Source organism: Rhodoferax sp. GW822-FHT04A08 (genome assembly GCF_058801025.1).
This window is the reverse complement of sequence record NZ_JBXAMW010000004.1, coordinates 209,524-230,578: the sequence shown is the minus strand read 5'-3', so window position 1 is coordinate 230,578 and position 21,055 is coordinate 209,524. Positions and strand designations below refer to the sequence as shown.

At 60.9% G+C, this 21,055-nt stretch carries 23 protein-coding genes; 11 read left to right on the top strand and 12 right to left on the bottom strand.

What is annotated here, in order from left to right; all coding sequences use genetic code 11:
• Positions 1 to 56 precede the first annotated feature (56 nt).
• Positions 57 to 428: a DUF2934 domain-containing protein gene (locus AC1RMF_RS10700; protein ID WP_493141441.1), complete on the top strand. Its 372-nt coding sequence runs from the start codon at positions 57 to 59 to the stop codon at positions 426 to 428.
• Between the two features lie 10 nt (positions 429 to 438).
• On the opposite strand, the gene mnmC2 is transcribed toward AC1RMF_RS10700, so the two are convergent.
• The 8 genes from mnmC2 to AC1RMF_RS10660 form a co-directional block, all read right to left on the bottom strand.
• On the bottom strand, positions 439 to 1,158 hold the full coding sequence (gene mnmC2 / locus AC1RMF_RS10695; RefSeq protein ID WP_493141440.1) for a tRNA (5-methylaminomethyl-2-thiouridine)(34)-methyltransferase MnmC2: 720 nt from the start codon (positions 1,156 to 1,158) through the stop codon (positions 439 to 441).
• Positions 1,159 to 1,191: 33 nt separating this feature from the next.
• Positions 1,192 to 3,207 (bottom strand): family 2A encapsulin nanocompartment cargo protein cysteine desulfurase, encoded by a 2,016-nt coding sequence (locus AC1RMF_RS10690; RefSeq protein WP_493141439.1) that lies wholly within the window; start codon positions 3,205 to 3,207, stop codon positions 1,192 to 1,194.
• Entirely contained in the window at positions 3,182 to 4,111 is a 930-nt protein-coding gene (locus AC1RMF_RS10685; RefSeq protein WP_342619883.1) for a family 2A encapsulin nanocompartment shell protein, read from the bottom strand. Before AC1RMF_RS10685 ends, AC1RMF_RS10690 begins: the two co-directional genes overlap by 26 nt.
• Before the next feature lie 63 nt (positions 4,112 to 4,174).
• Positions 4,175 to 4,480 carry a helix-turn-helix domain-containing protein gene (locus tag AC1RMF_RS10680; protein WP_493141438.1) on the bottom strand — a complete coding sequence of 102 codons (306 nt, stop codon included), beginning with the start codon at positions 4,478 to 4,480 and terminating at the stop codon, positions 4,175 to 4,177.
• Entirely contained in the window at positions 4,480 to 5,418 is a 939-nt protein-coding gene (gene epsC / locus AC1RMF_RS10675) for a serine O-acetyltransferase EpsC (RefSeq protein ID WP_493141437.1), read from the bottom strand. The genes AC1RMF_RS10680 and epsC overlap by 1 nt, the downstream gene beginning before the upstream one ends.
• Positions 5,419 to 5,431: 13 nt before the next feature.
• Complete coding sequence (locus AC1RMF_RS10670) at positions 5,432 to 5,899, bottom strand: rhodanese-like domain-containing protein (RefSeq protein ID WP_493141436.1); 468 nt, start codon at positions 5,897 to 5,899, stop codon at positions 5,432 to 5,434.
• A 127-nt stretch (positions 5,900 to 6,026) separates the two neighbouring features.
• Positions 6,027 to 6,176 (bottom strand): hypothetical protein, encoded by a 150-nt coding sequence (locus tag AC1RMF_RS10665; protein ID WP_342619879.1) that lies wholly within the window; start codon positions 6,174 to 6,176, stop codon positions 6,027 to 6,029.
• Between the two features lie 127 nt (positions 6,177 to 6,303).
• Positions 6,304 to 6,531: an HNH endonuclease gene (locus AC1RMF_RS10660; protein ID WP_342619878.1), complete on the bottom strand. Its 228-nt coding sequence runs from the start codon at positions 6,529 to 6,531 to the stop codon at positions 6,304 to 6,306.
• Between the two features lie 92 nt (positions 6,532 to 6,623).
• Here AC1RMF_RS10660 and AC1RMF_RS10655 point away from each other — a divergent pair, with 92 nt between their 5' ends.
• The 9 genes from AC1RMF_RS10655 (at position 6,624) to AC1RMF_RS10615 (ending at position 12,812) form a co-directional block, all read left to right on the top strand.
• Complete coding sequence (locus AC1RMF_RS10655) at positions 6,624 to 7,049, top strand: MerR family transcriptional regulator (protein WP_493141435.1); 426 nt, start codon at positions 6,624 to 6,626, stop codon at positions 7,047 to 7,049.
• Positions 7,046 to 8,041: an aldo/keto reductase gene (locus tag AC1RMF_RS10650; protein ID WP_493141434.1), complete on the top strand. Its 996-nt coding sequence runs from the start codon at positions 7,046 to 7,048 to the stop codon at positions 8,039 to 8,041. The genes AC1RMF_RS10655 and AC1RMF_RS10650 overlap by 4 nt, the downstream gene beginning before the upstream one ends.
• A 56-nt stretch (positions 8,042 to 8,097) precedes the next feature.
• Positions 8,098 to 8,373, top strand: a complete 276-nt coding sequence (locus tag AC1RMF_RS10645; RefSeq protein ID WP_493141433.1) for a hypothetical protein — start codon at positions 8,098 to 8,100, stop codon at positions 8,371 to 8,373.
• Between the two features lie 15 nt (positions 8,374 to 8,388).
• Positions 8,389 to 9,261, top strand: coding sequence for a glutathione-dependent disulfide-bond oxidoreductase (gene yghU, locus AC1RMF_RS10640; RefSeq protein WP_493141432.1), 873 nt, complete (start codon positions 8,389 to 8,391; stop codon positions 9,259 to 9,261).
• The gene (locus AC1RMF_RS10635; RefSeq protein WP_493141579.1) at positions 9,200 to 9,799 is read left to right on the top strand and encodes a hypothetical protein; all 600 of its coding nucleotides are present in this window, start codon (positions 9,200 to 9,202) and stop codon (positions 9,797 to 9,799) included. Before yghU ends, AC1RMF_RS10635 begins: the two co-directional genes overlap by 62 nt.
• A gap of 84 nt (positions 9,800 to 9,883) precedes the next feature.
• Positions 9,884 to 10,675, top strand: a complete 792-nt coding sequence (locus tag AC1RMF_RS10630) for a murein L,D-transpeptidase (RefSeq protein WP_493141431.1) — start codon at positions 9,884 to 9,886, stop codon at positions 10,673 to 10,675.
• An 89-nt stretch (positions 10,676 to 10,764) separates the two neighbouring features.
• Entirely contained in the window at positions 10,765 to 11,142 is a 378-nt protein-coding gene (locus AC1RMF_RS10625; RefSeq protein WP_342619871.1) for a PilZ domain-containing protein, read from the top strand.
• Positions 11,143 to 11,222: 80 nt separating this feature from the next.
• Positions 11,223 to 12,410 carry a GGDEF domain-containing protein gene (locus AC1RMF_RS10620; RefSeq protein ID WP_493141430.1) on the top strand — a complete coding sequence of 396 codons (1,188 nt, stop codon included), beginning with the start codon at positions 11,223 to 11,225 and terminating at the stop codon, positions 12,408 to 12,410.
• A 108-nt stretch (positions 12,411 to 12,518) separates the two neighbouring features.
• Complete coding sequence (locus tag AC1RMF_RS10615; RefSeq protein ID WP_493141429.1) at positions 12,519 to 12,812, top strand: diguanylate cyclase domain-containing protein; 294 nt, start codon at positions 12,519 to 12,521, stop codon at positions 12,810 to 12,812.
• A gap of 26 nt (positions 12,813 to 12,838) precedes the next feature.
• Here AC1RMF_RS10615 and AC1RMF_RS10610 read toward each other — a convergent pair whose 3' ends face one another.
• Positions 12,839 to 13,882, bottom strand: a complete 1,044-nt coding sequence (locus tag AC1RMF_RS10610) for an NAD(P)H-dependent flavin oxidoreductase (RefSeq protein ID WP_493141428.1) — start codon at positions 13,880 to 13,882, stop codon at positions 12,839 to 12,841.
• A 495-nt stretch (positions 13,883 to 14,377) separates the two neighbouring features.
• Between AC1RMF_RS10610 and AC1RMF_RS10605 the strand changes: the two genes are divergently transcribed.
• The gene (locus tag AC1RMF_RS10605) at positions 14,378 to 15,667 is read left to right on the top strand and encodes a diguanylate cyclase domain-containing protein (RefSeq protein ID WP_493141427.1); all 1,290 of its coding nucleotides are present in this window, start codon (positions 14,378 to 14,380) and stop codon (positions 15,665 to 15,667) included.
• A 30-nt stretch (positions 15,668 to 15,697) separates the two neighbouring features.
• On the opposite strand, the gene fusA is transcribed toward AC1RMF_RS10605, so the two are convergent.
• From fusA to AC1RMF_RS10590, 3 genes are all read right to left on the bottom strand, one after another.
• Positions 15,698 to 17,797, bottom strand: coding sequence for an elongation factor G (fusA, locus tag AC1RMF_RS10600; protein WP_493141426.1), 2,100 nt, complete (start codon positions 17,795 to 17,797; stop codon positions 15,698 to 15,700).
• Between the two features lie 89 nt (positions 17,798 to 17,886).
• The gene (locus AC1RMF_RS10595) at positions 17,887 to 18,231 is read right to left on the bottom strand and encodes a RidA family protein (RefSeq protein WP_493141425.1); all 345 of its coding nucleotides are present in this window, start codon (positions 18,229 to 18,231) and stop codon (positions 17,887 to 17,889) included.
• A gap of 42 nt (positions 18,232 to 18,273) precedes the next feature.
• On the bottom strand, positions 18,274 to 21,006 hold the full coding sequence (locus AC1RMF_RS10590; RefSeq protein WP_493141424.1) for a sensor domain-containing protein: 2,733 nt from the start codon (positions 21,004 to 21,006) through the stop codon (positions 18,274 to 18,276).
• Positions 21,007 to 21,055: the final 49 nt, after the last annotated feature.

The following is a 21,055-nucleotide window of genomic DNA, read 5'->3' as shown; positions in this document are numbered from 1 at the left end:
ACACCCGCAGGGCCCACCGCGGTGGGGTTCTTTCGATGCAAATACAGGAGACCCTTATGGCAACCAGCAAGAAAGCGGCAGATGCCCCCAAGGCAGCACCCGTAGTCACTCCGGCAACCAAGCCGGCAACCGCCGCCAAAAAAGCGGCCCCTGCCAAGAAGGCAGTGCCGGCAAAGGCAGTGACCAAGCCGGTGCCAGAAGCAGTACCGGCAACCAAGGCCCCGACCAAGAAGGCACCAGCCGCGAAGAAAGCGGCCAAGCCAGCAGCTCGCGTGATCACACCTGAACAGCGCGCCAACTACATTGAGGTGGCCGCCTTCTACATTGCCGAGCGCCGCGGGTTTGCGCCCGGAAATCCGGAAGAAGACTGGTTGCTCGCTGCCGCAGAAATTGACCGCCTGATTGACGGCGGTCATTTCGGCAAGTAGGCGCACCCATTCAGGGCGCGGTCAAGCCGTTGTAGCAGGCTTCCAGGCGGTGCCATTTAGGTGCAACGCCTGGTTTGCGGCGCACGCTGAAGCCCGCCTGCCGTAAGCCGCTACGTACACTGCTGGCCACTGAAAAGCTGGCCAGTGTGGTGCCGACAATGCAGTGGGCCGCCATGGCACGCAAGGTTTCGTCGGACCACATCTCTGGATTCTTCGCCGGGTTGAAACCATCCAGGTACACCGCATCTGCACGGCAATCGAGTTGCTGCAGCATGGGCAGCACATCGCCTATGGCCAAGGTCAGAAGGATGGCACCTTGTGCGAGGCTGAACTGCTGCATGCCGGGCCGCAGCGTCTGCCAATGCAAGGCCAGTTCCCGCGCCAGATCGACAAGAGGCGATATGGCCTGTGTGTCGCTCAACGCTTGGGCACTGCGCACCACATCTGCGGCCGAGACCGGATAGGCCTCCACCGCCACATAGTGCAACCGCGCACAACGGCGCGCATCTGCCAGCCAGGTTGCCCAGGTCGCCAGAAAATTCAAACCCAGGCCAAAGCCGGTTTCCAGAATGGTGAAGTGCTCGGTGTTCTGCCAGCGCTGCGGCAGATGGCAGCCGCCCACGAAAACCGTCTGCGCCTGCTGCCAGCCGCCGGCGCGCGAGCGGTAGACGTCACCGAAGCGGGGACTGGTGGGGCACTGGTCTTCTGACCATTCAACCGGCTCATGCATGGCGCCGGATGATAAAGCCCCCCAATCGCCTCTTCAGTGGGAGCGTGCCGAACTCAGGCGCCGCACCACGGCGATGAAGCGGTCCACCTCTTCGCAGGTGTTGTAGAACGCCAGGGAAGGACGTACCGTGGCTTCCAGTCCAAAGCGGCGCAGGATGGGCTGCGCGCAGTGGTGACCGGAACGCACCGCAATGCCTTCGCGGTTGAGCTCCTTGCCCACTTCCTCGGTGGTGTAGCCCTTGAGCACAAAGGACAGCACGCTGGCCTTGTTCTGTGCCGTACCGACCAGCCGCACGCCGGGAATGGGCCGCAGCAGTTGCGTGGCGTATTCCAGGATGTCGTGCTCATAGCGCGCAATGTTTTCCAGACCGATGCGCTGCACATAGTCGATGGCCGCACCCAGGCCCACGGCATCAGCAATGTTGCCCGTGCCGGCCTCGAACTTGTTGGGCGGGGGCTGGAACAGCGTGCGCTCGAAGGTCACGTCGGCAATCATGTTGCCGCCACCCTGCCAGGGCGGCATGCTGTCGAGCAGCTCGCGCTTGCCGTAGACCACGCCAATGCCGGTAGGGCCGAAGATCTTGTGGCCGGAGAACACGAAGAAGTCGGCGCCTATGTCCTGCACATTCACCCGCATGTGGCTGACCGACTGCGCGCCGTCCACCAGTGCCTTGGCACCGGCACGGTGGGCCAGTTCCACGATTTCCTTCACCGGCACCACGGTGCCCAGTGCGTTGGAAACCTGGGTCACGGCGACGATCTTGGTGCGGTCGTTCAGCAGCTTCTTGTACTCGTCGAGCAGCACCTGGCCGGAGTCGTCCACCGGGATCACGCGGATGCGTGCGCCCTTTTGCGCGGCCAGCTGTTGCCAGGGCACGATGTTGGCGTGGTGCTCCAGGTTGGAGACGATGATCTCGTCGCCTTCCAGCACGTTCTGCACGCCCCAGGTTTTGGCCACCAGGTTGATGGCCTCGGTAGCTCCGCGCACGAAGATCACCTCTTCCACGCTGGACGCACCCAGGAAGGCGCGCACCTTTTCACGCGCACTTTCGTACGCGTCGGTGGCGCGCGCCGCCAGCTCGTGGGCGGCACGGTGGATGTTGGAGTTCTCGTGTTCGTAGAAGTACGAGATGCGCTCGATCACCTGGCGTGGTTTGTGGGTGGTGGCGGCATTGTCGAACCAGGCCAACGGACGGCCGTTCACACGCTCTTGCAGGATGGGAAAGTCGCGACGGATCGCATTCACATCAAACGCCGGGTGGCGCGCCTGCGGGTCCACTTGGGGGTCACGCCCGGCGTAGCCGCTGGGTGGACGCTTCTGGTCCAGGAAGTAGAACGGTCCGGCAGCCTGGGCGGCATCGGCCTGTTGCGGCCTGCCGCCCACTGCGGAGCCAGGGGTCGCGCTAGAGGGCGCTGCGTTGCGCGGGTTGTCGCTCAGCAGGGCACGCAGGTCATCCGCGCCGGGCAGACCGAAGGAATGCGCCGTGACACGGTCTTCGCGCGGCACAGAGAACTCGGTCAACGTGGAGGGATAGCCACTGCTCTCACCCAAAAAGTAGTACGGGGTGGATGGTGTTCCGGGAAGCGGCGAAGGCGACTGCGGTGCGGCGGGAAGCGAAGCCGCAAAACCTTCGGGCACGCCCAGCGCTTGGCCGCCAGTACGGTTGTCTACGGCGGGGGGCACAATGGCCGCGTTGTCGGGCAGGCCGTTGACTGCGGTGGAATGCGGCAGCAGCGAAGGCGAGCTGGCGCCTAGCGACAGCACGTTCTGTGGCGTCGTGGGTGCCACGTTGGCACCTGGCGCAATCGTGCCCGGCAGTTGCGGTTCGCGCACCAGCGGCCCCAGCGATGTACCGCCGGGCAGCACATTCGTTGGTGCTGGTACGCCACCCAGTGCAGGGGAATTCGGTGCTCCGGAAGGCAGCTTGGGCGCTTCACCTGGCAGGGCGGCGAAGAAAGCGCCGGCCAGTTGGGTGAGCGTGGCTACATCAGGCAGTCCAGCGGGAGGCGTAGCTCCCGGCAGATCACTTGTAGGTGTCTGGATAGTCATGGAACTTGCCAATCTCAACATCTTCCAACACGGCCAATGCGTCATCGGACTGCACCACCAGCGAGCAGTACAGGCTGATCAGGTAGGACGCAATCGCGCTGCGGTTGATGCCCATGAAGCGCACCGACAGGCCCGGGCTTTGTTCGCCAGCCAGACCGGGCTGGTACACGCCAACTACGCCCTGGCGCTTGTCGCCTACGCGCAGCAGCAAGATCTTGGTCTTGCCATCGGCCACGGGCACCTTGTCGCTGGGGATCAGCGGAATGCCGCGCCAGGTCAGGAACTGGGAGCCAAACAGGCTCACGGTGGGCGGTGGCACGCCACGGCGGGTGCATTCACGGCCAAAGGCGGCAATGGCCAGCGGATGGGTCAGAAAGAAGGCGGGCTCTTTCCAGACCTTGGTCAGCAGCTCGTCCAGGTCGTCGGGCGTGGGAGCACCGGTCAGCGGGTAGATGACTTGCTCGGGCGCGACGCTGGCCAGCAGGCCGTAGTCGGGGTTGTTGATGAGTTCGGACTCCTGGCGTTCCTTGATGGTCTCGATTGTCAGGCGCAGCTGTTCCTTGATCTGGTCATGGGGGCTGCTGTAGAGGTCACTCACGCGGGTGTGCACATCGAGCACGGTAGACACGGCGTTGAGGAAATACTCGCGCGGCTGCTCTTCGTAGTCCACAAAGGTCTGCGGCAGTTCGGACTCGTCGCGCTTGGTGCAAGCCACCAGCACGTCCTGCGGATTCTTGACCTTGTTGAGGCGGTAGATGCCTGCTTCCACCGGCGTCCATTGCAGCAGGTGCACCAGCCAGCGCGGGCTGATGGTCGACAGGATGGGGACTGTCTTGGTCGCGTTGGCTAGCTGCCGTGCTGCGCTGTCGCTGAGCGCTTGTTGGGAAGAGGTGTTCTCGGACATGAAAGACTCCGTGGGATGTGAAAGGAAAACAGTGGATGAGTGTCTGGGGTCTTCAGCCTGTGTTCAACAGGCTATAGACGTCAATTGAATGCCCGAGACCACATGGTGCTGTGCCAGCCGTTCGGTTTGCGCCAGCAAGTGGCTGACAGTGACGCCAAAGGCGGTAGCCAGTTTTTCGAGGGTAATGAGTGAGGCTATGGCCTCGCCCCGTTCCAGTTCGCCGACGTAGGAGCGGTTCAGGTCGGCCTTTTCAGCCAATACCTCTTGTGACCAGCTTCTGCCCTCACGGAACTGACGCACGGTGGCGCCCAGGTGCCGAGTGAGGCTGGCTGCGGTCTGGGACGGAGAGCGGGGAGTGGGACGTGGCATCAACGGGCTTTGCTGTCCTGGCGCAAGCTGGCCTGGGTGATGGCGGTACCCGGCTCCACATCGTGCGTGAGCCAGACGTTGCCGCCAATGGAAGCACCTTTGCCGATGGTGACGCGGCCCAGCACGGTGGCACCGGCGTAGATGACCACATCGTCTTCCAGGATCGGGTGGCGCGGCTGACCTTTGATGGGTTTGCCGTCGGCGTCCACCGGAAAACTCTTGGCGCCCAGTGTGACCGCCTGATACAGGCGTACCCGCTGACCAATCAGTGCAGTCTCACCAATCACGACACCGGTGCCGTGGTCGATGAAGAACCCGGCGCCTATGGTTGCGCCCGGATGGATATCAATGCCGGTTTGTGCATGCGCCAGTTCCGCCACTATGCGTGCCAACAAGGGCACACCCGCCTTGTACAGCGTGTGGGCCACGCGGTGGTGGATCATGGCCAGGATGCCGGGGTAGCACAGCAGCACTTCGTCCACGCTACGGGCGGCCGGGTCGCCATCAAACGCGGCAATCACGTCGCTGTCGAGCAGGCGGCGGATGTGGGGCAGGGCGTTGCCAAACTCCCGCACGATGTGTTCGGCCTTTGCACTCAGTTCGGCATTATCCACATCGTGTACGTGGCGTGCAGCATGGCGCAGTTCCAGATGCACCTGCTCCAGCAATGCATGCAACACCGACCCCAGGGTGTGGCCGATGTAGAAGTCTTCGCTTTCCTGGCGCAGGTCTTTGGGCCCCAGGCGCATGGGAAACAGCACGCCCTGCAGTCCATGAATGATCTCAGTCAGGGCGTCGCGCGACGGCAGTTCACGCCCGCCCGGCTCGTTGGAGCGCTGCTGCGCGGTGCGCCATTCCTGTCTTACCGCGGCCAACTCCGAAACAATGTTCTTGAGATCAAATAGTGGCGGTTCAATTTTGTTGTGGTGCTGGCTCATGCGGGCTCCCTGGTCAGTCCTGCACCCAGGGTAGGTTGTGGAAGCGCCAGCCATCCTTGGTGCCGCGGTGTTTGTCCAGGTCGATCTCGCCTTCAAAGCCTTCCAGGATGTTGAACACGCGGGTAAAGCCAGCCTGCGCTGCCGCCTGTGCAGCCAGGGCAGAGCGCTTGCCGCTGCGGCACAGCAGCAGGATGGTGGCCTGCTTGCCCACTTTGACTTCCAGCTCGCGCACGAAGCGCGGGTTGCGTGTGAGTGCGGTACCAGTGGCCCAAGCCACATGCTGTGTGCCTGGCACATGGCCAACGAACTTGCGTTCTTCGGTGGTACGAACATCGACCAGCACCGCCTCACCTGCCGAAACCAGCTCCCAGGCCAGCTGCGGCGGCACCGCGCCCGCGTAGGGCAAACCGGTGGCAAGGGCTACCGCACGAATGGATTCGAGTGCGGCGGGCAGGTTGGCGGTGTCGGTGGTGGCAGTCATGGTGCGGTGTCCTTTGGTCTCGCTGAGGTCAGGTAATGCGAGGACTGTAGGAGCGCATCGTTCAAACGCAAACGAGTTTTAAAGCAGTTGGATAGTTGGTTTTTGCATATGAGCTTCGTGGTCTGCGTTACACCGGGCGCACAGGCAGCAACAGCAGATTGACCAGCACATAGGCCAGCACGACGATCAAAACCGCCACGCCCAATCCGGGCAGGAATTCAACATCATCGAACGGGTTGTCCGGCTGGGGCCCTGGGTTGTGGTCAGTCTCTGGCATAGGTTCCTCCTGGGGGCATGCGCCTTATCGGTCTTGCGAGCCATTCTTGGCTACAGGGGAAGAAATGCAAACGAAGAAAACCGCGCTTGCTCATGCAGCAAGCGTGTATGCCTGGCAGTGCAGGCCCTTAGGGAAGCAGCGGCTTTTTCATGTGGCGCTGGTGGTTGCAGCGGGCATGGCTGATGGCTAGGTTCTCGACATGGCTGTTGCCGCCCTCGCTCAAGGGCTGGATATGTTCCAGCGTCGCTTCCGCGGGCGCCACATGTTCACCGCACATCCAGCAAGGAACTTTGCCGTGTAACTGGCGGGCCACTGTCTTGTAGATCTTGTCGCGTGTCAGGGAAAGTCTGCTCATGCCCCTCAGTATGCACAGCTTCCAGCAGGTGGCAGTACCGCCGCAAAAACAATGCTTGACTTCGAGTGCACTCGAAGTCTTACAGTGCCCGCATGACAACCTTCTTCAGCATCGCCGAGGCATCCCGCGCGACAGGTCTCTCGGCCCACACCTTGCGCTATTACGAGCAGATTGGCCTGATTGCGCCCGTGGCCCGCAGCAGCGGTGCACGCCGCTACAGCGCAGAAGACATGCGCTGGCTGGAATTCCTGGTCCGGCTGCGCTCCACCGGCATGCCCATGCGCGACATGCAGCGTTATGCGCAGTTGCGGCGTGAGGGGGCAGACCCGGCGGGCGTAGCCGAGCGCCAGGCCATGCTGGAGCGCCATGCGCTACGCCTGGAAGAGGAGCAACGTCTGCGGGCCGAGACCCTGCAAATCATCCGCAACAAGATCCAGACCTACCAGGACATGCAGACAGCCCTTCCAGGCAACACAAGCCATGTATCCACTTTTACCAAAGGACCATTGAAACCATGAAGACACGTGTACTGGGCCGCAACGGCCCCACCATTTCCGCCATCGGCCTGGGCTGCATGGGCATGAGCGATTTTTACAGCCACCGCGACGATGCCGAGTCCGTAGCCACCATCCACCACGCGCTGGACCAGGGCCTGAATTTTCTGGACACCTCCGACGCCTACGGACCCCACACCAACGAGGTGCTGATCGGTCAGGCCATTGCGGCCCGGCGCGCCGATGTGTTTCTGGCAACCAAGTTCGGCATCTGCCGCGACCCGGCCAACGAGAGTGCGCGCGCCGTGAACGGCAGACCCGAATACGTCAAGGCCAGTTGCGATGCCAGCCTGCAACGCCTGGGGGTGGAGCAGATCGATCTGTACTACCAGCACCGTGTCGACAAGACGGTCCCCATCGAAGAGACCGTGGGCGCCATGGCCGATCTGGTGCGCGCGGGCAAGGTGCGCTACCTGGGCCTGTCCGAGGCCTCGGCGGCAACCATAGACCGGGCCTGCGCGGTGCATCCGATTGCTGCCCTGCAAAGTGAGTACTCCTTGTGGACACGCGATCCGGAATTCACCGGCACGCTGGCCGCCTGCCGGCGCAACGGCGTCAGCCTGGTGGCCTATTCGCCCTTGGGCCGCGGCTTTCTCACTGGAGCGTTCACTAAACCTGAAGACCTGCCGGAGGAAGACTACCGCCGCCGCTTTTCGCCACGCTTCCAGGGCGACAACTTCGATGCCAACCTCGCCCTGGTGCAGCAGGTCCAGCAGCTGGCCGAAGAAAAAGGCATCACCGCAGCCCAGCTTGCGCTGGCCTGGGTGCTGGCGCAAGGGGAGGACATCATCCCGATCCCGGGTACCAAGCGGCGGACCTATCTGGACATCAACATCGGTGCGTTGGATGTGGTGTTGGGGCAAGACGAGCTGGAGCGGCTGAACGCGGTCTTCCAACCGGATGCGGCGGCGGGTCTGCGTTATCCGGAAGCTTTTCTGGGTTCGGTCAACGTCTGAGCAGGAGCACTTGCCCTTGCGCGAGCGGTGCTTGCACACCCGCTTTATGATGAAGCATGTTCAAAATCTACTGGACCGACGCCGAGTCACAGGCCTGCTCGCAAGACGAAGAGCTGCTCACCAAAGCACTTGAAGTTGTCAAGGAAAAGCGGGATGCGGGGTATTCCTTTGTCACCATGGTGGCAGAAGACCCGCGCCATGTGGGCAAGCCCGGCGTCGATGCCGTGGTGGATGGAAAGACGCCGGATGGCCAGGACTATGAATGGTCCAAGACCGGCCGCGCTGGTCGACCCCGCCGCAACGACAAGATCGTAGCCACCAAAGACCACTGACTGGAATGCCGCTCCATGCCTGAAGCAAAGCCCTACGTACCGCCCAAAGTCTGGACCTACGACAAGGAGAACGGCGGCCAGTTCGCCAACATCAACCGCCCCATCTCCGGCCCCACGCACGAGAAACCGTTGCCACGCGGCAAGCACCCCTTGCAGCTGTACTCGCTGGCAACACCCAACGGTGTCAAGGTCACGGTCATGCTCGAAGAGTTGCTGGCGCTGGGCATCACCGCGGCCGAATACGACGCCTGGCTGATTCGCATCAACGAAGGTGACCAGTTCGGCAGTGGTTTTGTAGAGGTCAATCCCAACTCCAAGATCCCGGCGCTGGTGGACTACAGCGAGCCCGAGCCGGTCCGGGTCTTCGAGTCCGGCTCCATTCTTCTGTATCTTGCAGAGAAGTTTGGCGCCTACATTCCCACCGGGCGTGCCAAGCGTACCGAGTGTCTGAACTGGTTGTTCTGGCAGATGGGCAGCGCGCCCTATCTGGGCGGTGGATTCGGGCACTTCTATGCCTACGCGCCAACCAAGATCGAGTACGCCATAGACCGCTTTGCCATGGAGACCAAGCGGCAGCTGGATGTGCTGGACAAGCGCCTGGCGCAGAGCCGCTATATCGCGGGTGACGACTACTCCATTGCGGACATTGCCATCTGGCCCTGGTATGGCGGGCTGGCCAAGGGGCTTCTGTACGGCGCTGGCGAGTTCCTGCAGGTGCAGGAGTACACCCATGTGGTGCGCTGGGCCGATGAAATCGCGCAGCGCCCGGCCGTCATCCGCGGCCGCATCGTCAACCGCGCATTCGGCCCGCTGGAATCCCAGCTGCATGAGCGCCATGATGCGGGCGACTTCGAGACCCGCACGCAGGACAAGAACCAGAAAGCCTGATCAGAAAATTCTGAACGTGGTCGGAATTTTCCGGCTGCGATTCCGCCTATTCCGATGCCGGGGAAGACCCGGAGGTTCAGGAGAGCCTGCAAGCCTGCGCCAGTGCCTATCTTGTCAAGCCTTTCAGCCCGGTGCGCCTGATTTCATTGGCACATCAATTGGTTCATGGTTCGGTGGTGGGGCTGGATTCGCAGATGCGACCAAAGAGTACAAGAGCCTGACCAACACCATCTCGGAGCGGGTACGGGTACAGATCTTGCTGCTTGCGCCAGCGTATCCCCCCGATATGCGCAAGGAGTCCAAGGTGAAGCAGTCCATCGTCTCAACCGGCACCAAAATAGGTGCCGGTTCCGTCATTTTGGTCGCCGCCGCTCTGGTTCTGGGCATGCTGTTGTTCAACCCGCACGGCCGTATCAACCATGCGATCAAACAGGCGCATAGCCACCTGCAGGACAAGGCTCCTCTCACAGTTCATGAGCCGGAGGTTATGAAGTCCAAAGAAGTTCCCAAGCAGACGTCCGCCGCAGTAGATGATTGAGCGATAGCCTGGCAACCGTTGCCCGTGCCAGTGATCGTCTGCTGGCACACGGACGCTGCGCGCCCACCTGGGGGAGAATAGGGAATGATTCGACGCAGCCTGCTGCTTGCACTTTGCTGCACCCTCGTGCACGCGCAACCGGTGCCACCGTCTGACGCCACGCTGAATGCCTGGTCGTTGCGATTCACCAATGAGGTGGACCACCAGTTGCAGGTGCCTCCAGATGTTCAGAAGCGCTATACCGATCTGCTCGCCCAGGAGTTGGGGGAGTCGCATATGCGCAATGCCCCGCCACAAGCCTACGTGCTGGTGGATCGCAGTGCCTTTGTACAGGCCGCCTTTGTCGTGGTGCGCACGTCTGCCGGTTGGCATTGGCTGGGCGCCACGGCGGTTTCCACCGGCAAGATCGGCACATATGAGCACTTTCTGACACCCTTGGGGGTCTTTGCGCATACCCTGGACAACCCGGATTTCCGGGCCGAAGGCACCTACAACCAGAACAAGATCCGTGGCTATGGCTTGAAAGGGATGCGGGTGTTTGATTTCGGCTGGCAGACGGCCCAGCGGGGCTGGGGTGACGATGGCGAGAGCCAGATGCGCTTGCAGATGCATGCAACCGACCCGAATGGGCTGGAGGCGCGACTGGGCAGCGTGCAATCCGAGGGCTGCGTGCGCATACCGGCCAGTCTCAACCGCTTTCTGGACCGCTACGGCGTGCTTGACGCCCAATACGAAGAGGCCGCAGCCAGCGGCAAGAAGCTTTGGATACTGCGTTCAGACCGGCAGACGATGCCCTGGCCGGGGCGTTATCTGGTGGTAGTGGATTCGGGTGCGACCGAACGCCCGGTCTGGTCCCCCAAGCCGGCCAAGCGTTGATTCAGCCCGATCGACGCGCGGGATGACTGCGCCATTGTCTATTCGGCGCCGCAAGGGTAACCTGAGGGCTTCAATAGCAAGAGCCCGCCATGAAACACAATCCGGTCCAAAGCATGCGCAAGTTTGTGCGCATTCCGTTCGATGCAGATGTCCTGCTCAGGGTGCAAGACAAGTCCATCAAGGTCCAGCTGATCGACATCTCCATCAAGGGTGCGCTGGTGCAGGGCGACGGTAGCGAGACGTTCCAGCTAGACGAAAAATGCCGGCTGAAACTGCCCATGGCCCAGGACGGAGAGGGCATTGTGATGGCAGGACGCATTGCCCATTTGAAAGGTCCGCTGATCGGCATTGAATGCACCGAAATCGATGTCACCAGCCTGACGCGTCTGCGGCGCCTCATCGAATTGAACAGCGGCGATCCCAGCCTGATGAATCGCGAGATCCGGCACCTGTTTGGTGACCATTGATTTGCTGCACTGCGAAACACGCAGTGTTGCCGTAGACGCTTTTGGCATGGGCAGCTCATGCCATACTTGAAGCAATGCGGTTGAACGTACCAAATAAGTGGGCAGGATTTGCGGTTGCCGCCTTGGCGCAACTTGCCATCCTGTGCGCTGTTCTGGTGACGCTTTCCCGCCTGGGGCAAGGCTTTGCAGTAACGGCTGTGGCCATCGTTGGCAGCCTGGTCGCGGTCAATGCGGGTGGGGTGCTAATTTACCGGTACGTTCGGCAACTGGAAGAGTCCTCACGCCGCGCCAGCTTGTTGGCCGAGATGAACGTGAAGGTCAATCGTGAGATCCTCTTGAACGAGGACATTGAACTCATTTACCGCACGATCCTCAATTATTTGTTCAGCGTATTCCCCAGTGCCACCACCGGCTCCATCCTGATTCTGGGCGAAGATGGATGTCTGACCTTTGTTGCCTCCAGAGGGTTCACCGAAGAGTTTGTCAGCAACTTCCACCTCAAGCTGGAAGACTGCTTTCTGTACCAGTTGACCGGGGGCCAAATCGAGGAGGCACGCCTGATCACCGGGCAGGATTTCAAGCACATCGAAACGGTCATCAAACCGGGTGAGTGGGAATACAAGTCTGTCATCAGCGCACCACTCTTCGTGGGCGACCGGCTGTTTGGACTGCTCAATCTCGATTCCCCGGTGACCGGCACCTATGACGTCAAGGACGTGGAGATCGTGGAGCGCTTTTGCACCCAGATCGAGGTGGGTTTGCTGGCGCGCGAGCGCTACACCGCCAACATCAAGCGCTATCAGGTGGACTCGCTTACAGGGCTGTTGACCCGTCGCTACTTTGACGATCTGTTCCGGATTACGCTGGACCGTTCCCTTAGGCACCAGGAGCCTTTTGTCGTCGCGTTGTTTGACGTGGACGGACTCAAGCACGTGAACGATACATCCGGCCATCTCGCGGGTGACCGGATGCTGCTGGCCATAGCCAACGCCTTGCGCGCGTCCTGCCGCAACTCGGACATCATGGGCCGTTTTGGCGGCGACGAGTTCATCGCCAGCTACCACCTGACCAAGGCGGAGACCATGGAAAAGAACATCGCCGGCATTCTTGCCCGTTTGCGTGCCAAGCCCATGCGTTTTGGCGATGCGGAACACAGCCTCTCCTTCAGCTTTGGACTCGCCAGCTTTCCGGAAGACGGGACCGATGCGCAGTCACTCATCGCCAGCGCCGACAAGCGACTCTATGCGATGAAAACCGCCACCAGATGAACGCCCTGAAGCAGCGCAAGAAGAACCAGCTGTATGTGTCGCCGCCCTTCATCAGCGCGCTGCGTGACATCACCCAGCATCTGCAGGCGGATGAGGAAATCCGGCGGCTTGCCCAACCGCACTCTGCTGCTGGCCCGGTTCAAGGAGTGGAGCATCGACTGCGATCGCCGCGGCAGCTGGGGCTCTCTGCTGTATATCGATCTGGATCACTTCAAGACCTTGCACAGCACGCTGGGGTATGACATGGGAGACCTGCTGCTCAAGCAGGTTGCTGTTGGAGCATCTCACCTTGGTTGTCAACGTCAGTTCCTGGCCGCGTCAGGTTGCCACGCCTGTCAGGGCTACCTGTTTGGCTGGCCCTTGCCGATTGACGCCTTTGAAGCCTACGTGCTGAACACCTGAAGACCGATACCCGTTCCGTGTCGCGCCTACGCTGGCAATGCGCTGACCAGCTCGGCGGTAATTTCCGCAGCGGACTTCTCCACGCATCCGCTGGTGTTCTGCCCGGCCCAAAGCGGCGAGAACGCGCCCGATTGCCGTGCTTCCGCGTATGCGCGCAAAGGGGCGATAGCGCCGCCAGCCAGGGGGAAGGCCGGCGCATGGGCGCTGATGTTCCCCAACTCTCGCATCACGCGGTTCACGATACCGCGCGCTGGGCGGCCGGTGAAGATGTTGGTCAACGCGGTGTGTACCGCTTCATCGCTTTTCAAGGCGGCGCGGTGCACGGCACTGGTGCGGGCTTCATGTGCCAGCAGGTAGCTGGTTCCCACCTGCACGCCGGTTGCGCCCAATGCCATGGCCGCCTTGACGCCGCGCACATCGGCAATGCCGCCAGCCGCAATCACCGGCACGCGTACGTGTGCCGCCAATTGCGGCAGCAAGGCCATGGTGCCCACCTGTGTGCTGAGGTCATCCGAAAGAAAAATGCCCCGGTGTCCTCCGGCTTCCAGCCCTTGCGCGATGATGGCGTCTGCCCCATGGGCCTCCAGCCAGACGGCCTCTTCCAGCGTGGTTGCCGAAGATAGAACCTTGGTGCCCCAGGCCTTGACGCGTGCCAGCAATTGTGGCGTGGGCAGGCCGAAGTGGAAGCTGACCACCGGTGGCTTGAATTCCTCCAGCAAATCCGCCAGTTCGGCGCTGAAGGGCTGCCGCTGGGAGCCTGTGGTGATGCCTGCCGGGTCGATGTCAAATTCCCGGTAATAGGGCATCAGCGCTTCTTGCCACTGCGCCTCTCTTTGTGCAGAAACCTGGGGTGGGGTGTGGCAGAAGAAATTGACGTTGTAGGGCTTGTCCGTACCGCTACGAATGGCCGTGAGTTCGCTACGAATCTGTGCCGGCGACAGCATGGCGCATGGGAGGGACCCCAGGGCTCCGGCATTCGACACAGCGATGGCCAGCGCGCTGTCTTGCACACCTGCCATGGGTGCCTGTATCAACGCGTATCGGATACCGAGCAATTCTGTGAGATGCATAAGCGGGTTCGGGGTTGAGAGCCTTCAGGTCCTGTAATTTATCTGCATCGCAGTACTGCGACTCAGGATGAGGTCAATCGCTTGGAGACGCCGTCTTTCCATTGCCAATGACCATTTCATTTTTGAAATATGTGAATATTTAGCATTCAATCGCACGGGCGCAGAAATATTGCAGGGCGAATTGCTTCGACTTTGCTTTGGCAGGGGGCAAGACGCTATCGGCACAGTTTATGCAATGCAGCCAGCAATATTGCAGCGCGGATGCGCTAAGCACGGCTTTGCATAGGCATGCAACATAATCCGTCATCAGAAAAATATTGGTAAATATGGATAACTATTTGCCGATAAGATGCGATTGGGCCTTCGGGCCGGAGAAAATGAAATATCGAACGCAGGCCGGTCACCTGTGCATTCGCTTGGCGGTATCAACTATTTTGGTGTCATATTGAACTACGCGGCGCACAGTATCCGGGCTTCAGGTGATTCAGAGTGAATATGAATGCCACGGATGTAAACCACAGACAAGTCATCGAAACTTCACTGGACGGCTACCTGCATATTTCCAGGGCAGGCGTGGTGGTTGACGTCAACGCCGCCTTCTGTGCGCTTTCCGGTTACCCGCGTGAAGAGCTGGCGGGCTTGCATATTTCCGCATTCGATAGCCATGCCCTGGAGGCAAATGCCAATGCAACACTTGTTGATGGTGCAAAAGGGCGGCGCTTCGAAACCATTCTTCGGCGCAAGGATGGAACCCTGTGGAATGCGGACGTATCCATGGCCCTTGCGGACGACAACGGGCAGGAGATGTTTGGCTTCTTTCGCGACATATCCGATCGCAAGAAGGTCCATGCCGAACTGCGCGAACAAGGCGAGTTCTTCCGCCTGATCACCGAAAACCTGGACGGCTTTGTTGCCGTGCTCGACCTCAAGGGCGTGCGCGTCTACAACAGTCCTTCCTACCGGCGCCTGCTGGGCCCCGGTGACTCCGCTGGCACGTTTTCCTTTCTGGAAATACACCCCGAAGACCGTGAGCGCGTGGAGCAGGCATTCCAGGAAGTCGTCACCACCGGTGTGGGGCGCCACCTGGAATACCGCTTCATGCTGCCCAACCACAAGGACGTGCGCTACATGGAATCGCGCAGCGGCGTCATCCGCGACGGTACGGGCAAGATCAAGAATGTGGCGGTCGTTTCGTTTGACATCACCGAGCGCAAGGCAAAGGACGAGCGAGTGCATGACATGGCGTTCAACGATGTCTTGACCGGCCTGCCGAACCGCCGTCTGATGCTGGATCGCCTGAAACAGTCCATGGCAGCAAGCAAGCGGAGTTACTTCTACAACGCCCTGATATTCATCGACCTGGACAATTTCAAACCCATCAACGACCTGCACGGCCATGCCGTGGGGGATTTGCTGTTGATCGAAGTAGCCAATCGACTCAAACGCCTGATGCGCGCCGAAGACACCGTGGCGCGCATTGGCGGCGATGAATTCGTGGTGATCCTGAGCGCGCTGAGTATGGACGAAGCCGAATCGGCCTCACTGGCCCGCGCCATTGCGGGAAAAATCTGCAACACCATATCGCAGCCCTACCAGCTGCAGATTGAAGCCGATGGGGATGTGGGCAATCTGGTCGAGCACCACTGTTCTGCCAGTGTGGGCATTGCCATGTTTTTGGGCCATGAAACCAGACCCGATGACATCCTCAACTGGGCAGATCGGGCCATGTACCAGGCCAAGGAGGCCGGGCGCAATGCCATCCGCTTCCACCAGCCGGTGAACTGAACCGCGATCGCCAGACCGCGGTTCAGCCGCTCACTTTTGCCGACTGGAAATGATCGCGTCCGCCACGTTCTTGGGCGCGTCGCTGTAGTGCTTGAACTCCATGGTGTACGTGGCACGCCCCTGGGACATGGAGCGCAGCGTCGTGGAGTAACCGAACATCTCGGACAGTGGCACTTCTGCCTTGATGACCTTGCCACCGCCCGGCACATCGTCCATGCCTTGCACCATGCCGCGCCGTGACGACAGATCGCCCATGACGTTGCCGGCATAGTCTTCCGGCGTTTCCACTTCCACTGCCATCATCGGCTCCAGTATGACTGGTGTCGCCTTGCGGCAACCGTCCTTGAAGCCCAGAGAGGCCGCCATCTTGAAGGCGTTTTCGTTGGAGTCGACCTCGTGGTAGGAGCCAAAGGTCAGCGTGACTTTGACGTCCACCACCGGGTAGCCTGCCAGCACACCGTTGGGCAGCGAGTCTTCAATGCCCTTCTTCACTGCCGGAATGAACTCGCGCGGCACCACGCCGCCCTTGATGGCATCGACAAACTCAAATCCTTTGCCTGGTGCCTGCGGCTCCACCGTCAGCACCACATGGCCGTACTGGCCCTTGCCGCCAGACTGGCGCACGAACTTGCCTTCCACGTCCGAGACGGACTTGCGTATGGTTTCGCGGTAGGCGACCTGGGGCTTGCCCACGCTGGCCTCCACACCGAACTCGCGCTTCATGCGGTCGACAATGATTTCCAGATGCAGCTCGCCCATGCCGGAGATGATGGTCTGGCCGGACTCTTCGTCGGTGCGCACGCGGAAGGACGGGTCTTCCTGCGCCAGGCGACCCAGGGCAATGCCCATCTTTTCCTGGTCGGCCTTGGTCTTGGGTTCCACCGCCTGCGAAATCACCGGCTCGGGGAAGACCATCTTCTCCAGCGTGATCACGGCTTCTGGATCACACAGCGTCTCGCCGGTGGTGACTTCTTTCAGCCCGACACAGGCGGCAATGTCGCCGGCCAGGATCTCCTTGATCTCCTCGCGCTGGTTGGCGTGCATCTGCAGGATGCGGCCTATGCGTTCCTTCTTGCCCCGTATCGGGTTGTAGACCGAGTCGCCCGACTTCAGCACGCCCGAATACACCCGCACAAAGGTGAGCTGGCCCACGTATGGGTCTGTCATCAGCTTGAATGCCAGCGCAGAAAACTTTTCATCATCCGCGGCACGGCGCACGGTGGGCTGGTCATCGTCATCGGTGCCAGGCACCGGTGGAATGTCCACCGGCGACGGCAGGTATTCCACCACCGCATCCAGCATGGCTTGCACGCCCTTGTTCTTGAAGGCGGAGCCGCACAGCATGGGCTGCAGTTCACCGGCCAGCGTGCGCTGGCGGATGGCGGCCTTGATTTCGGCTTCGCTGAGCGTGCCGGTTTCCAGGTACTTGTTCATCAGCTCTTCGCTGGACTCGGCCGCAGCTTCCAGCAGGATGCCGTGGTACTGCTCGCACACCTCGACCAGGTTGGCGGGAATCTCTTCGTACTTGAAGGTCACGCCCTTGTCGGCGTCCCAGATGATGGCTTTCATCTTGACCAGATCGACCACGCCCTGGAAGTGCTCTTCCGCGCCGATGGGGATCTGCAGCACGATGGGGTTGGCCTTGAGCCGGTCCACCATCATCTGGCGCACGCGCAGGAAGTCGGCGCCCACGCGGTCCATCTTGTTGACGAATGCCAGGCGCGGCACCTTGTATTTGTTGGCCTGGCGCCAGACCGTCTCGGATTGCGGCTGCACGCCGCCCACGGCGTCATACACCATGACGGCGCCGTCCAGCACCCGCATGGAACGCTCCACCTCGATGGTGAAGTCCACGTGTCCCGGGGTGTCGATGATGTTGATGCGGTGCTCTTCCAGATTGCCCGCCATGCCCTTCCAGAAGCAGGTGGTGGCAGCCGAGGTAATGGTGATGCCGCGCTCCTGCTCCTGCTCCATCCAGTCCATGGTGGCCGCGCCGTCATGCACTTCACCAATCTTGTGGTTCACCCCGGTGTAAAACAGGATGCGCTCCGTGGTTGTGGTCTTGCCGGCATCAATGTGGGCAGAGATGCCGATGTTGCGGTAGCGCTGGATGGGGGTCTTGCGGGCCATGGTGGTTCTCCTGTGGGAAAGATCAACAACATGGGGCCATACCCGGGATATGCAAGGTGTGCCGGCCCCGGGGGCACACCTGCTGATGGTCAGACGGCGGCGGTGATCACCACTTCAATTTTCCATTCCGGCTTGGCCAGCGCGGCCTGCACCGTCGCGCGCGGAGGGGTCTGGCCGGGCACCACCCAGGCGTCCCAGACCGCGTTCATGCCGGGGAAGTCCGCCAGATCGGCCAGGAAAATCTGCGTCATCAGGATCTTGCTTTTGTCGCTGTCCACGCGGGCCAGCAGGGCGTCTATCGCTGCGAGCACCTGCCGTGTCTGGCCGGCGATGTCCTGGCTGCCGTCTTCGGCAACCTGTCCGGCCAAGTAGGCTGTGCCGTTGTGTACTGCGACTTCGGACATGCGGGCTCCGACATCCAGGCGTTTGATCATGGTTTTCTCCGTGTTTTCAAAATAAGAAAAGGGCGAGTGTAGCTAGCGGCGCTCGGGCCAACCCGGATGCAACGTCCAATCTTGCATCCACAGGGCAAAGGCATCACCCGCCATCGGCCTGGCGATTCCATAACCCTGCGCCAGGTCGCAGCCGAATTGCAGCAGCAACCTGCCATGTGCCTCGGTCTCCACCCCCTCGGCAATGACTTTGCGTCCGAAGGCCTGGGCCAGACCCACCACGCCGCGCAGAATGGCCTGGTCGTCCACGTTGTCCAGCATGTTGCAGACAAAACTCTGGTCTATCTTCAGCATGGCCACGGGCAGCTGACGCAGATAGGTGAGTGACGAATAGCCGGTACCAAAATCGTCCAGCGCGAATTCCACGCCCATATCCTTGCACGCCTGGATGACGGTGGTGACTTGCTGCATGTCCCGCAGGGCACTGGTTTCCAGGATCTCAATTTGCAGATTGCCGGGTTTGACGCTGGGGTAACGCGCCAGTATCCGTTGAAGACGCTGCAGGAAATCGCACTGCTGCAACTGGATGGCACCCACGTTGACACTCACCGGTATCTCGAAGCCCTGGCTCAGCCAGACCAGGTGCTGGCGCAGCGCTGCATCTATCACCCACTCGCCGATGTCCACGGAAATCGGGCTCTCCTCCGCCGATGACAGGAACTCCCCAGGCGCAAGCAAGCCGCGTTCAGGGTGCTGCCAGCGGATCAGGGCTTCTGCGCCAATGACGGTGCCCGTGCGCATGTTCACCTTGGGCTGAAAGTGCAGCACATATTCGGACTGCGCCAAGGCCAGGCGCATGCGCTCCAGTATGTCGAAGTGCACGCGTATCTCGCTGTCGTGGCGGAAATCGAATACGTGGTAGCGGTTCTTGCCAGCCACTTTGGCCTGGTACATGGCCTGGTCGGCCTGTCGCAGTAGCTGCTCGGCATCCAGCTCCGCCTCCTGCGGGAATACGGTGATGCCGACACTGGTGGATATGCGAAGCACCCGTTCTCCCAGATGGAAAGGCTCGGTCGCCGCGGCAATCAGCCGGGAAATCAGCGGCATCACCGACTCCGTGTCCACAAAGTCCGTGAGCACGGCCACAAACTCGTCGCCACCCATGCGCGCCAGCGTGTCGCCATCGCGCAGATGGGCCACCAGCCGCTGGCCCAGGGCCTGCAGCAGAGCGTCTCCCACTTCATGGCCGTAGCTGTCATTCACCCGTTTGAAATCATCCAGATCCAGATAGGCAATCAATACCTTCTGCCCGCGCCGCTGGCATTGGGCCATGGCTTGGTGCAGCCGGTCGGCCAACAGCAGCCGGTTGGGCAGTCCGGTCAAAACGTCGAAGTGCGCTACGTGCTCCAGTTCAGACTGGTACTTCTTGAGCGCCGTGATGTCGGAGAACAATGCCACGTATTGCTCCACCTGGCCGGTCGGGCCGCGCACGGCACTGATGGTGAGAAGCTCTGCATACTCCTCGCCGTCCTTGTGGCGGTTCCACACCTCGCCGGTCCAGAACCCCAGTTCCAGCAAACGGGTCCACATGACGTTGTAGAACTCCTTGCTTTGTCGCCCGGAATTCAGGAATCTCGGGTTCCTTCCCAGGACTTCCTCACGGGAATAGCCGGTGACGCGTGCAAAGGCCTGATTGACATCGATGATGGCCCCTTCGGCGTCCGTTACCACGATGCCTTCACGTGCATGGTTGAACACCAGGCCGGCAAGCTCCAGTTGTTTTTCGGCCAGGTAGCGGTCCGTGACGTCCCGCGCAATGAAGATGAAGCGCTTGCTGTTCTGTGTTCCCGTGGCCATGGGCGCAACCGAGAGGTCGAACCAGCGTGTACCTTGTGCCAGATCGAGCGAATACCGCTTGCCGGAAGAGAATCCGGTTCGCGATGCCTCGTCTATGGCGGCTCTGCACACGGCGCAGGCCTCGGGCGGCAGCACCTCGTCAAACCGCTTTCCAAGAAAAGCCTCCGGTGGTGCAGCCAGCAAATCCCTGCTGTGTGAGTGGTACTGGAATATGTAACCCTGTTCGCTGACCTCAAACAGCAGATCCGGCAATGCATCCAGGGTGGCCTGCAAGGTGTTGGTAGTCTCTGTGATCCGGGCCTGCGCCCACATCAGGGTGGATATGTCTTGCAGCGTCCCCGTCAATCGAGCCGGATTATCTTGCGCATCGCGCGTCACCTTGCCCAGCGCGCGGATCCAGCGGATTTCCTTGTCAGAGGGGCGGACGATTCGGTACTCGCGATCAAACGGTTTTCCTGCCTGCAGTACCTGTTCGGTGAAGTAGGCAAGCAATGCAGGCCAGTCGTCGGGGTGTACCAGGCCGCTCCAGCTCTCCAGCGTGCGCTCGAAATCCCGGGGAATGCCAAGTACCTCATCGCAGATATCGGAGGAAGTCCAGCGCCCCGATGCAATGTCCAGCTCATAGCTTCCCAGTCCGGCGATGTGTTGCGCCTCCAGCAGCAGGTGCTGGCTGCGGTTGAGCTCGTCTTCGCGCAGCTTCAGTTGCTCCAGGGACTTTTCGTAGTTGCCGATCAGGCGGGAAATCAGTGTGAAAAGCAAGAGCGCAGTGACGCCCACAAACAGCCAGCCTTTGAACAAGCCGATCATGGCGACCACTTTGGCGTCGGAGAACATCGAGCCGACCAGCGTGTCGGACAGCAGAATCCACAACGCTGCGAAGATTGTGTAGACAGCTACGATTCGCCAAGCGGACTCCTGCTCCTGGCCGGAGGGTTTTTCAGAGGTTGTAGGCACTCCCATGGTGCGACTCTAAAGCAATCGCACCGGTTTCCGACAGAGCACAAATACC